Source organism: Photorhabdus sp. RM96S (assembly GCF_042879335.1).
Classification (GTDB): Bacteria; Pseudomonadota; Gammaproteobacteria; order Enterobacterales; family Enterobacteriaceae; genus Photorhabdus; species Photorhabdus kayaii.
In genome coordinates this window covers 60,562-72,365 of sequence record NZ_JBHFKT010000003.1, presented here as the reverse complement: position 1 = coordinate 72,365, position 11,804 = coordinate 60,562, and the positions used below count along the sequence as shown (strand labels likewise).

Annotated in this window: 11 protein-coding genes; all 11 read right to left on the bottom strand. The window is 47.6% G+C overall.

The annotated features are described in order from the left end of the window. Nucleotides 1-112: 112 nt before the first annotated feature. The 11 genes from ACGF49_RS02515 to ACGF49_RS02465 all read right to left on the bottom strand — a co-directional run bounded on the left by ACGF49_RS02515 (nucleotide 113) and on the right by ACGF49_RS02465 (nucleotide 11,525). Entirely contained in the window at nucleotides 113-1,210 is a 1,098-nt protein-coding gene (locus ACGF49_RS02515) for an ATPase, T2SS/T4P/T4SS family (RefSeq protein ID WP_271866372.1), read from the bottom strand. A 15-nt stretch (nucleotides 1,211-1,225) separates the two neighbouring features. After that, nucleotides 1,226-2,317: a type II secretion system F family protein gene (locus ACGF49_RS02510; protein ID WP_228899366.1), complete on the bottom strand. Its 1,092-nt coding sequence runs from the start codon at nucleotides 2,315-2,317 to the stop codon at nucleotides 1,226-1,228. Nucleotides 2,318-2,329: 12 nt separating this feature from the next. Further along, nucleotides 2,330-3,892 carry a GspE/PulE family protein gene (locus ACGF49_RS02505; RefSeq protein WP_113043221.1) on the bottom strand — a complete coding sequence of 521 codons (1,563 nt, stop codon included), beginning with the start codon at nucleotides 3,890-3,892 and terminating at the stop codon, nucleotides 2,330-2,332. Between the two features lie 21 nt (nucleotides 3,893-3,913). Further along, nucleotides 3,914-4,456, bottom strand: a complete 543-nt coding sequence (pilP, locus tag ACGF49_RS02500) for a type IV pilus biogenesis protein PilP (protein ID WP_113043220.1) — start codon at nucleotides 4,454-4,456, stop codon at nucleotides 3,914-3,916. Continuing rightward, the gene (pilO2, locus tag ACGF49_RS02495) at nucleotides 4,443-5,735 is read right to left on the bottom strand and encodes a type 4b pilus protein PilO2 (protein WP_262977786.1); all 1,293 of its coding nucleotides are present in this window, start codon (nucleotides 5,733-5,735) and stop codon (nucleotides 4,443-4,445) included. The genes pilP and pilO2 overlap by 14 nt, the downstream gene beginning before the upstream one ends. A 3-nt stretch (nucleotides 5,736-5,738) precedes the next feature. Further along, nucleotides 5,739-7,343: a PilN family type IVB pilus formation outer membrane protein gene (locus ACGF49_RS02490; RefSeq protein WP_271859135.1), complete on the bottom strand. Its 1,605-nt coding sequence runs from the start codon at nucleotides 7,341-7,343 to the stop codon at nucleotides 5,739-5,741. A gap of 4 nt (nucleotides 7,344-7,347) precedes the next feature. Continuing rightward, a complete protein-coding gene (locus ACGF49_RS02485; protein WP_113043217.1) occupies nucleotides 7,348-7,689 on the bottom strand; it encodes a toxin co-regulated pilus biosynthesis Q family protein in 342 nt (113 codons plus the stop codon). Nucleotides 7,690-7,774: 85 nt separating this feature from the next. Beyond that, the gene (locus ACGF49_RS02480) at nucleotides 7,775-8,299 is read right to left on the bottom strand and encodes a hypothetical protein (protein WP_113043216.1); all 525 of its coding nucleotides are present in this window, start codon (nucleotides 8,297-8,299) and stop codon (nucleotides 7,775-7,777) included. A gap of 68 nt (nucleotides 8,300-8,367) precedes the next feature. Continuing rightward, nucleotides 8,368-9,963, bottom strand: a complete 1,596-nt coding sequence (pilV, locus tag ACGF49_RS02475) for a shufflon system plasmid conjugative transfer pilus tip adhesin PilV (RefSeq protein ID WP_113043215.1) — start codon at nucleotides 9,961-9,963, stop codon at nucleotides 8,368-8,370. Nucleotides 9,964-10,000: 37 nt separating this feature from the next. After that, nucleotides 10,001-10,795, bottom strand: coding sequence for an A24 family peptidase (locus ACGF49_RS02470; RefSeq protein ID WP_113043214.1), 795 nt, complete (start codon nucleotides 10,793-10,795; stop codon nucleotides 10,001-10,003). Nucleotides 10,796-10,952: 157 nt separating this feature from the next. Beyond that, entirely contained in the window at nucleotides 10,953-11,525 is a 573-nt protein-coding gene (locus ACGF49_RS02465) for a type 4 pilus major pilin (protein WP_113043213.1), read from the bottom strand. Nucleotides 11,526-11,804: the final 279 nt, after the last annotated feature.

Below are 11,804 nucleotides of genomic sequence, written 5' to 3'. Positions count from 1 at the left end.
TATATTATCCGGGCTACAAAAACTTATGAAATTATATATTTTTAAATGGTAGATTCACATAATATACCATACCATACCATACCATACCATACCATACCATAACATCACACCTTTAAATACGTGGTTTGAATTCACAATACCCATTACTTTGTAAGCACAAAACATTCATATTGTAACGACCATTCATAAACCCGGAAACTTCACAAATTTCTGTCACCATTCTTCCCGGTTCCATTGCGATCTTTTCTATTACCACCACCAGATTCACACTTTTGGCGATCATCCAACCGATAGTATCAGGAGTAAAACCCTGTGCAGTCTCATCTTCATAAATGTAATGCGCCAGTTTTTGTAGCCCCTCTTCAGATGAATTAGCATGCATTGTTGTTACCCCTCCAGGGTGGCCGGAATTCCAGCTCTTGAGCAAAGTATAAGCTTCACCGCCGCGAATCTCCCCCACTACAATACGATCTGGACGCAAACGCATCGTAGTCCGCAACAAACGGCGCATATCCACATCTTGACTAGTGCGTAACAGCGCTCGGTTAGCATTGTTAAGCTGTAATTCCATCGTATCCTCAATCGCCACGATACGGTCATGCGGGCATTGCAGACTAATCTCGTACAAAATAGTATTAGCTAGCGTCGTCTTCCCACTGCCGGTCCCCCCAACGATTAGAATATTCTTACGCATAACCACGGCTTCGCGAATTGCTTCAATGGGATGTTCAAAACTGCGTTTATAGCTCGCTATCCCGGATACCAACCGCATGGCGGTAACGCCTATCGGTTTAATAATGCCGCTTTTGCGGTAATCAGACAGCGATAATACCACCGGAGAGTGTTTACGAATGGCAATAGTCGGCGCATTTGCCAGCGGAAGCAAGACACCGGCAATACGCGCACTCCCCAACGGAAATTCCCCTTCAATGAGGCCCATATCAGTCCCAATATCCGATTTTTGCAGTGCTGCCGAAATCAGTAAAATCCGCTCTGACGCCTCTACCGGAAAATCAGATTGCGCTTCACTCATGCCTTGGTTATACGATTCAATCCACAATTTTCCATCAGGATTAATCATTATTTCCACCACATCCTTGTCATCAAGCGCTTGGAGGATAATCGGTCCGCAAGCTCTTCTCAGCTCATCCAGCACTTTCTCGCGACATGTATCACGAGTTTCAGTTTCCATGTCTTGGCGAATTTTCATCAGTTAGCCTCGACATTAAACAGAGGGCAGAGAGAGCGACTGCTCAATGGCATTCTCAATGCCAGACACCGCGGTAACCACCAGCATCAACATACCACCGATCATGAGGATCGAAACGAACAGGAACCCACGCGTCACGATCTGGACTTTAATGATCGTTTCATCCAGCCAGTGCCGTGCGAACTTTGCCATTGACTGATCAAATCCCTGTAACCGTGACAACAACCGCAGATAACTGATCGCCTCATTATCAGGAAAACGGTAACCGGTATCGCGCAACGCCTCACCAAAACCGGCCCCCATTGAGATGTGTTCAAGCGTGGCAGCGATACGCACATACAGCCAGCGTGAACCCGCCTGTTCCAGCAGCAATTCCAGTGCCGATTGCAACATCATCCCTGAACGGATCAACAACGATACATTCAGTATAAACATACTGCCATGAATGGTTCGGTACAGTGACCACGGTGGAAACCGGTCAAGTCCCGTTCGCAATCGTCCCCCAAGAAAAGGTAACGATAATGCTACTAACATGAACAATATCACCAGGAATATCAGTGAATACAGCCCATAGTCATTAACAAATGTTCCCATCAAATATAGGGTATAAGCCGCACCATCCCAAGTTTCTGGCTTGGAAACCGCAGCCAATTTCGGTACCAGACTGCCTGCTACAATGTGCAACAATACACATATCATCCCAATGAGTACCGCAGGATAAATAGATGCACCAATAACCGCACGACGAATTTTACTACCCGCTTCGATCATGGCGATCGCATCCGTGAAAGCACTACGTATATCACCGGAGCGCTCACCCGCGGCAATCACCGCCACTTCATTAGGACCAATCCATTGTTGCAAACTCTCTGACAAGGTGCTGCCCTGACTCACAGATTCATAGCAACTACTCAACACCAACGCATAACCACCGTTAGGCTTATGGCCTTCATTGCTGGCAACATTGTACATTTCACGTAATGCATCAATCAGCATGACACGATTCTCTAGCATCATAATAAGATGCTCATAGAAACGGGCCCGCACTTTCTTACTGAACTGTATCTTCGCCATTCGATAGTTCAGTCTTGCAACAAAATCGGTCATTGACATATCGTTTTACTCGATTTGATAGCCCACCGGGACAATCGGCCCCATCACACGCTCTCCGGCACGGGGATCAATCATTCCGTCATTTATTTTGCGAATAAGTGCGTCGATCTTACTGATACCGCCCATCTCCGTAATCCAATATCGGGTTGCCTCATGATGATGACCGGTTCGATAAGCTTGCATTAAGCCAGGAGAAGTCTGAACCACTTCCGCCACGACGGTTCGGCCCACGGTACCGCACTGTTTGCAATAGTCACAACCCTTCCCCTGTAGACAAACCGATTCCGGCTGACAATAAAGATTTAGCCGTTTCAACAAACGCTCGGAGAGTTCTTGCTCATGCCCTTGCAAAGGAATTTTGCAATGAGGGCATAACACCTGAATCAGCGATTGACTGACTAAGCCGATGACCAACCGCGAATCCATTAACAGTGATTCCATTACCGCCTCATCCTGCAAGCGGGGCAAAATCGCTAACGCATCGTTTGCATGTATCGTGGTCCAAATAAGATGGCCGGTCATGGCTGCCCGGAAAGTCATCTTTGCCGTCACTGCATCGCGTATCTCACCGACCATAATTACATCAGGATCGAGTCGCATTGCATCAGCGATTGCCATTGCCCATTCTTGTTCGATAACCACGCTATCACCACGATCACCGGTGATGGGCGATTGATTAGCCCCTTCAATCTCATATTCAGGAGGGTCTTCAAGTGTCAGCAGATGAATGCCAGCTTGCTCGGTTATCATCTTCTGCATCACGACTTTCAAAGTGGTGCTCTTGCCGCTACCCGTCGCGCCGGATAGCAGCACCACACCGGCCCGATGGTCCATCAGCGCTTCCAATATCTGACACTGTTCCGGCAAATAGCCAAGATCGCTTAAGGTGCGCACGGTTCCGGGGCTATCCGCGTACAGCAATCGCAACACCATTAACATGCCACGATCAAGAGGACGTGTATTAATTCGTGCCCCAGAAAGCCCGCACTCGGCAAGAAATTCATCCTTCATTCGCGCACGCTGTGCTTGCATCGGCTTAAAAGTCGGCTCCGCCACATCACACATACTTTGGTAAATCGTCGCACACAGCCGCAATCCTTCCTCTGGGCGCAACTGTCCCACTGGCCGTAAATAACCATCGATACGGCAACGAACCTCACAATAATTATGACGAGCGATGATATGTAAATCCGACGCGCGCTCCTCAGTGGCTTCACCAATTAAGCGAATGATATAACGCTGAACATCGGATTCCGTTCCGCCTAACCCATGACTATGATTATGGCTTTTGTTAAGACGGTACAACTCCAATATGCTCCCCATTCCACAGGTGACAATCTGATAGGTAAGACCGTGTCTTTTAACGGTTTCCTCATAGGCCAGCACATGGGGATCAAGGCGATGGGAAGCAGATACCGCCAGCACACACTGCCCCTTTTGCTGAGGCAACTCAATCAGACAGATCAAACTACGGTTCGCTGACTCGATTTCAAGTGCGCCGCTCAGGGCGGATAAAACTTTTGCGCCCTGCCTGACCATACACAGCAGATCGGAGCTTGTTATTTCCATAGGAAACCGCCTACTCAGCAATTAACGACTTAACGGCAACGGTGGCGCTACCATTAAATCAAGACTATCTAACAACGATGCATCATTGGTTGCGGTAAGGCCCACGTCATAGCATCGTCCTTGTTTAGCGAAAGTCACCACCCCGGAATTAATGCGGATCACCTTATAACCATTCGGTAACCAATCACCCGCTTTCACATCCATAATGCCACCCAAACGAAACCGGAGCGTGGCAATCAACACACCGTTACGTCCAAAGATTGACTTGACTAAAGGCAAATCGTTATTAACAACACTGCCTCTATTCACGATTCTGGAAATTTTATCGAGTTCAGCCTGCGCATTTGCCCTTGCAGTTTCGGCTTTAAGTAACATCACATCCGTCTGTAATTTCTCCAATTGCGCAGCAACGCTATTGTTCGCCGTCACCTCTGACAATACCGGTTTCTGTGCAACAGGTTTCGCCTGAATTGCTGAACGCTCAGTGGATGATACTTGTGCATATGCCAACGAAAATACCGACACCATCAACAGACTGATCATAAACTGACTAATTTTTTGCATAGAAAACTCCATTGAGTTCCCACTGAGGGAAACCATCAGCTAACACCACTTTGGCACTAGTGACCCTCAGTCCAGGGAAAGGCTTACCTGAAAACAAAGCATCTGGAGGTAACTGAGAAGAGAGCGTCCAACTATAAGTCTGCCAATCAGGATTGGCCCACACCTGTGTCTCTCCCTCTGCTCTGGGAGGCGGTGGTGGGGGCAAGACGGAAGCACTCTCAGTCAAAACCGGAGGGGGCAAATTTAGCGCCTGAAAATAAGAGATCAATTCAACCAACGCCTGATCGGATGACTGCAATACATCATCATTACCTGCCTGATCCTCACTCTGCTGCTCAATCGGTATCAATACCTGTGCTTGTTCTCCCCCATTGGAGATAACCGGACCAGCTCGGAAAATATTGATGGCAGCGACCTGAAAGATATTGATCGGCATGCCTTCATGACGTTGATAGCTCACGGAAACCGTATCAGTATCCAAGCTAATCGATTCAACCTGCCAACCTGCCAGCGACAAGGGCACTCTGGCTAACACCCTCTTCCATGTAGAGAATTGCCATGCCATTTGCGGTTGTGCAAGCCACGGATGCGGTGGTAGGGCTTCCACTACCTCACGGGGTAAATCAGGTAGTTCCACCACCCTATTCTGCTTATAGGTATGCCACATCCACCAACCGCCCCCCAACAAAAGTGTTAAACCGGCGGTCATGACAAAGACCTTAATTTGATACTTCGACATTTCACCGGTTAAACTTTCTAGCTGACCGACAGACTTTTTCAATATCGATTTCGATAATAGCTGCTCTAATGGCATCTCCGGCCACAGCGATTCAAACTCCTTCGGCGCATAGATGGCATGCCACACCCCATTAGCATCCTCGACTAGCTGTACCGTCTCACGCAACTTCGTCTCGATCTCTTCGCGAGTTCCGATCAAATCACGTCCAGCCATGATTGCACCCTGATGTACTGCCACTAACGCATAACACGCATCAGACAAACGAAACGCACCGATCCAGTTAGATTTATCCACCACTTTAGCCAAGACAGCAGCCAATGAATAATAACCGGGTTCTCCTGCCTCCTTTGGCGCATAACCGACCTGAACACCTCGTCCAACACGATGGCGAACGGCTAGGGTAAACCCCGCTGCAATCCCATTTCTGCGCATGTTAGCCCGCGCCAGTACAGCTACCGGCGGCCGCCAGATGATGCCAGCCACCAGAGTCTTACCACATAACTTGATTTGCATGACATGCTCCACGCCTATCTCGGTCATCTTTTAATCTACCACTATAGGCGTAATCATGACTACGATCACATTATGATTCCTTTTACCCTGACGGCTCCCTCCCAAGAGCTGATTATCCGGGCTACCTAAACCACTGCGATCACTGGTATCCGACTGTTGCTCGAACCCTGATAACACCAGCGTTTCACCAGAATGCAGCCGCACCTTCTGACTGAATGCGCGTAAATCTATCGTCGGCAACTGCACCTGACCGGTCTCTTCCTTGCCAAATTTCTCCAGCTTCTTTAAATCGCTCAAACTAATGTTGTACTGCAACAATATTTGCTTGTCAGCCATAGCATAAGGCAGCATCAACATATTAAAACCCGTCGTCACTGTTGCAGGCTCAATCCCCACCGAAGTACCGACTTGTGGCGTTGAAGTATTGGAAATGGATGCAACATAACCGGTCTGAGTTGCCACCTGCATTGGTACTGCCTGCAAATTCAACGTAGTCACAGAGGGTTGAGTCACTATGGATACTTTACCTTGCGCTGATAACGCCTTAATTAGCAAAGCGCTGTCACTGAATGGCCCTTTGAGGATGTGAATATTGGTACTGATTCCGCCGTCATCACTAACACTATTCCTGCTCTCATTACTCAATCCTATACGAGCACTTTTATAAGCTAGCGACCAATCGACACCATACTGATCAGTGCGATCGAAAGTCAGATTCAGGATCTTGACATTAAGCACCACCTGGGTGGTCAGCAATTTATTCTGTTGATCAATGTAATCCTTAATCCTATCGAGTACTTCGGGTGAATCGGTTACCGCCAACGATGCTGTCGCCATCGATAGAGTTAGCTTACCTTCCCCCGGCGTCAGCATGGCTGATACCGTTTTTTGGATCTCATCCATCACCGAACGTGTCAAAGAAGTTGCAAGGGTTTGAGTACTACCGCTATTACCACTATCACCCTCACTGACTCCACTGCCGAACGTCGCACTCGTCGTCGCAGTCACGCTGGAAGACAATGCATCCGTACCCGGCAATGCATATATTTGAAACACCCGCGTCTCTGTCTTGAAAATATGCACTGCGCCATTATGTACTTTCCAATGCAAACCGGACGACGAAACAACCGAATCGAGCAACCCCACTAGCGATCCATGCCAATTCACATGAATTTTCAACACCTCCGGCTCCCCCTCTCCAGATACCGGCTGTGTGCCTGAATTGACCACCACAACTCCCCCCTCACTCCCTTTTTCACCCGATGTCGAACCGGGATAGACAGCGAGCCGGGCATCGGCGCTGATCACCACCGGTACACCGCAAATACGTTTAATCTTATCCGCGAACTCACCCAAGGTAATCGGCTCAGCTTCCTCAAGGGTCAACCGACAAGAGACGGTTTCACTCTCCTTCTTCGAAGGGATCTCCTTAGTTGACACCCAATAACCATGTTCATGCACATGTACCGACATTGCGGCGGCACTATCACGTAATCCTTGAATAACCTCAGTCGCCTGCGCCATCTCGGTATCTGCCTGCTGATCGACCTTAGCGATTGCCGCACAACCTGACAGTCCAACGGCTACACAGGGCAACAATAACCCTCTGTAAAACGTCAAAAACTGAATAGACATGTTATTACCCCTGAGCCTGAACATGGACAAGCCGCTGTTCCTGATAAATATCGACGTTGAAAGGGCGATTCGCCATTGTGTAGGCGTCGAACAACGCACTCACCGCCTGAATGAACGTGCCACTGAAACGCAGATTAGCCCGAATCGGAAAATCATAGGAAGCATCCCACACCACCTCATAACCGGACCTACTGGCCCACGCTTGTATAACATCACGCAGCGTTTGCCCCGACGTTGCTGTCCACACTGCCGCCAGAGGAACCGATGTTGGCACAGGTGTAGCGTAAACGGCGACATTTGACAGAGAGACAAGCGCCATAAAAACAGATGCGATTATTTTATTCATCGATCTTTCTCCAAAGGAAAATAAGTCGCCAAACAACCCATTAATGGGTCAGTTACCCGAAGAAAGCCCGCTTGCGGAATAGCAACTACAATATTTCCACCAGCGCTCCGTCAGAAACAAATTCCCGAACATCACCCGGTAATCGTCTGGCAAGTTGGCTTTCTATGCGTTTTCCCTTGCCATCGATAAGCCAAGAGCCACGCTTGAAACCTATCTGATCGGGTTCTGCTCCCCATCTCAGCAATTCCGCGAAAGCCCCGTGCAACAACACATTGTCACTAGCACTGATATTTTTGCGGAAAATATAGACATGGGCCCCTGAAATAAATCCCCCCCAAAGACACTGACTGGAAAAGTTGTCACACCAGGCACCGGTGTTTACCCACTCCATATGCAAAGCAGTTAATGCCTGCTGCATATTCCGGCGCCTGATCTTTCCTTGAGAATGATGATTAAGTAATTGCACACCGGCTGAAGCATAACTACGAAACAACGCTGCGACATCTGTCCTGGCACGCACTGACTGCACACGCACTTCATGTAACAACTGACCAAAAATCAGTTGCATGAAAAACACAACGACAACGCTAACAATCGCTAATGGCCACATTTTCGTTCTCCGCAAATTAAAAACGTAAAAATCCACCCACCAGAAAAATCAACATTGGATACAGCCAATCATCCGCTCCCTATACTCTGTTTTCTGTCCTCCGTTTTCCGTACTCTGTACGCAGCGTGTAACATACTGATAATATTATATTTCCTATGCGGCTTGGCGATGAATGTCACGGCACAAGGCGCTGCCTCTCGTAGAGTGACACGAGCATTAGCGCCGGAATTATCCATCAACCCCGCTCCCTGAGAAACCAGCGGAAAGTTATATTGTTGGTCGTTACCATGCACATTCATTTCATACACCGCCAACACACAACGCCGGTGATAACCATGAGAAAGGGATGGTATGGAAGCCGTCACCAACACAGGAGAATCTGAATTGTTCAAAAAGGGCTGGCTGCTTTCCTTACCGCCACGACTGAGATAATCGGTATCTCTCCTCCCCGCCACAGCAGACGACATCCCTGACGCAGGCCCGTCACCACTTCCCATAACCATTTGATTTTCAAACAATCGTTTATTCCCTGCGACATCTTTCCATTGCAAAATCGGGATACCAAAACCCACATGCTGGCAAATCAACAACTCTCCCTGTTTACTCATGGATACGCTCCCTAACGCTGGACATCCCCTACCGGCAAAACTGCCCGTTTTCGTATTTATCACCAGGTTATTACCAACAACCACGTTCTGATCTGCATGAACATCACCGGCAGCCAAAGTGCCTTTCCTAGCGGGATTAGCATTACCATCCAAAATAAATAGCGTGCCATGTGTTGGATTAACAACCATCGCGCCATCATTACCTTGCGCGATATAAGATTGTTTTTGCTGAAAACGGGAAGAGAAAGCGACCTTATTCACCCCATCAACCACACCGCTCCCTTGCATCGACAGCGTATCGACCTGATCAAGGTGATTGCCCCCCATGTTGATGCTGGTTTCCATCTTATTCCACTCTGGATGCCCATCTATTTTTTGCCGATGAAGCAAATCACCGGCCAAGGTACCGGGACCATAAGTTGATGCATCCCGCACAAATGGAGCGTAAAAAATGCGTCCAATTTCAGTAGGTTGTTCATTGAAAAAACCAGCAAAAGATTCGAGGGAATCGACCTGACCGTAACTGTTCCAATAAGTGACTGGATTGTTACTGTCACGATCCCGGTAATCGAGATAGAGGCCGCCAACGCCAATCAATTGCACGATTTTCATTGCATGTTCCGCCACATCCGGCTGTTTTCCGCCTTCTATTGCTGGAACGGTGTAAATCAGCGGATCGATGCGTTTTTTGCCATTAGGCAGCACAACGACACGTAATACGCCATCATATTTCTGACCAAGCGGATTGACTGTATTTTGATCCAATCCGGGGGGCAAATAAGGACGCATCTCCGCCCAATGGATTGGTGCTGACGTGGGTCCTTGACTTAAAGCGGTGTAATTATTATTCACATAATCCACTACGGCATCGCCGAGGTGCTGGATTTGCCCGGCTACCACCTGATTCACCAACATATCACTCTGCCTATTCAGATAAATCACACCAACCACCATCATTGACGCCAGTACCATAAGTGCAATCGTCACTTCCAACAGAGTGAAACCGGCATTACGACGACGTATCATCAATATGGATACAGACTTACCATCATGCATAAACAGCCCTTCTATTATAAAACTGCACCACGGCTAGCTACCGATGACAAAGCGCGACAATCAATCCAGCTACTGCCAGACCTGGCCCGAAAGGTATCTGCGGTGTTTTAATTCTGCGTAACCACCGCATTGCCAGATAACTTACCAGCGTGAGTTCCACCGCCAGCAAAATCACTACTGGCAGCGCTTCCAACCCTAACCAGGCACCGAGCGCCGCCAGAAACTTGGCATCTCCCATGCCTAATGCATCGCGTCGAGTCAATCGCCGGGCGATCCACTCAACCAGCCGGAAAAACAGATATCCCCAAACTGCGCCAATGACAGCCAAAGGCAACGCGACAAAACCGGCGGATGACAAATTAAACAGCAACCCTAGCCATAACAAAGAAAGTGTCAGTTGATCGGGCAGCAGCATATATTCGAAATCGACTACCGCCAGTACGACCAACATCGAGCTGAACACTAAAAACCCCAACAACGAGTAACTCCAACCCAAGTCCAAAGCCAGTAAGGAAAAGAGCACCGCTACCGTGCCTTCAACCAGTGGATAACGTATAGAAATCGCACCCTTACAGTATCGACAGAGTCCTTTCTGGCACAAATAGCTCAACAGGGGAATGTTATCGCGGGCCGCTAACACGTGGCTGCAACGTGGACAATGGGAACCAGGAAAACAGAGATTAAAGCTGACAGACTCATTATTGATTTCAGAGAAAATCATCATCGGCAGGCGACAGATCACCACATTAAGAAAACTTCCGACACACAGCCCTAGCAACCCGGATGCCAGGACCAAACACCCGGTAGAAGATTGCAACCACCCTATCATCATGATGATCTCCCGGCAGATTCAGCACACAACGATTAGATAAGGGAAACAACAACAGAACCAGAGAAACCGGCAACTTCCCTCACCAAGAAAATGCAGCTTGAGAAGCCTTCACCGAGCCTGCCAAGCCACACATCCACATCAAAACATCAATCAAACTCTAACTGGCAGAAACAAGCGTCACGGTATTCGCATCATTGGCATTACACGCCGCTTCAATTTGCGCCAAAGTCGAATCTGGTTTAATTTCCGTGGCTGACTGCTGTCCTTTCCCACCTCCACCACCCACGGTCATTTTCGACCAACCCGCCACTCGCAATTTCAACGAAAGTTGCTGGCAAGCCTCATCAGGCACATTTTGATACTCAATCTTAAAGGTTTGAGCGGTGGTATCTCCCGGAGAAATGATTACCTTGCCATTCCAACTATTAAAAATAATCCCGGACTTACCATCCTGAGTCATATTGGCCGGAACAACCTTATAATGGATGGCAATCTTGTTATCCAAGCTGTCATAACCTTTGGCGCCATTTTTAATTGATTTCAAATTTGCGGCCATCTGAGTAATATTCGACGATTCGGTTGAAATTTCCGAAGCCCGAAACAACTTACCAATCCCCGCGGCGGCGGCGGCTAATATCACAATCCCAACAATCATCACAACTAATGCTTCAATCAGCGTAAAACCTAATTGATACCTGGCGCCACGCAATACATTGACTTTCTTATTCATGCTGATAACTCCAAAATCGAAATATAGATGTGTTACAACTCGTACTTAAGAACTGTTATTTGCTAATCACTCATATACTTACAAAAGAAATAAAATATTTGCGTTATGATTTAATTGATAAAAGTATTTATAAAATTTCAATATTTCGTTATGAAATTAATACTATAAGTTATCATTTAGAAAATAAAATTGTTTAAATCGTTCAAAAATCACACAATCGATCGATAAAAACTATCGAATTTATTAATTTAGATCGAAAGTATCGATTAAAACTAATGA

Coding starts and splice junctions, on each gene's coding strand:
- ACGF49_RS02515 (WP_271866372.1), bottom strand. CDS start 1,210: ATGAAAATTCGCCAAGACATGGAAACTGAAACTCGTGATACATGTCGC.
- ACGF49_RS02510 (WP_228899366.1), bottom strand. CDS start 2,317: ATGACCGATTTTGTTGCAAGACTGAACTATCGAATGGCGAAGATACAG.
- ACGF49_RS02505 (WP_113043221.1), bottom strand. CDS start 3,892: ATGGAAATAACAAGCTCCGATCTGCTGTGTATGGTCAGGCAGGGCGCA.
- pilP (WP_113043220.1), bottom strand. CDS start 4,456: ATGCAAAAAATTAGTCAGTTTATGATCAGTCTGTTGATGGTGTCGGTA.
- pilO2 (WP_262977786.1), bottom strand. CDS start 5,735: ATGACCGAGATAGGCGTGGAGCATGTCATGCAAATCAAGTTATGTGGT.
- ACGF49_RS02490 (WP_271859135.1), bottom strand. CDS start 7,343: ATGTCTATTCAGTTTTTGACGTTTTACAGAGGGTTATTGTTGCCCTGT.
- ACGF49_RS02485 (WP_113043217.1), bottom strand. CDS start 7,689: ATGAATAAAATAATCGCATCTGTTTTTATGGCGCTTGTCTCTCTGTCA.
- ACGF49_RS02480 (WP_113043216.1), bottom strand. CDS start 8,299: ATGTGGCCATTAGCGATTGTTAGCGTTGTCGTTGTGTTTTTCATGCAA.
- pilV (WP_113043215.1), bottom strand. CDS start 9,963: ATGCATGATGGTAAGTCTGTATCCATATTGATGATACGTCGTCGTAAT.
- ACGF49_RS02470 (WP_113043214.1), bottom strand. CDS start 10,795: ATGATGATAGGGTGGTTGCAATCTTCTACCGGGTGTTTGGTCCTGGCA.
- ACGF49_RS02465 (WP_113043213.1), bottom strand. CDS start 11,525: ATGAATAAGAAAGTCAATGTATTGCGTGGCGCCAGGTATCAATTAGGT.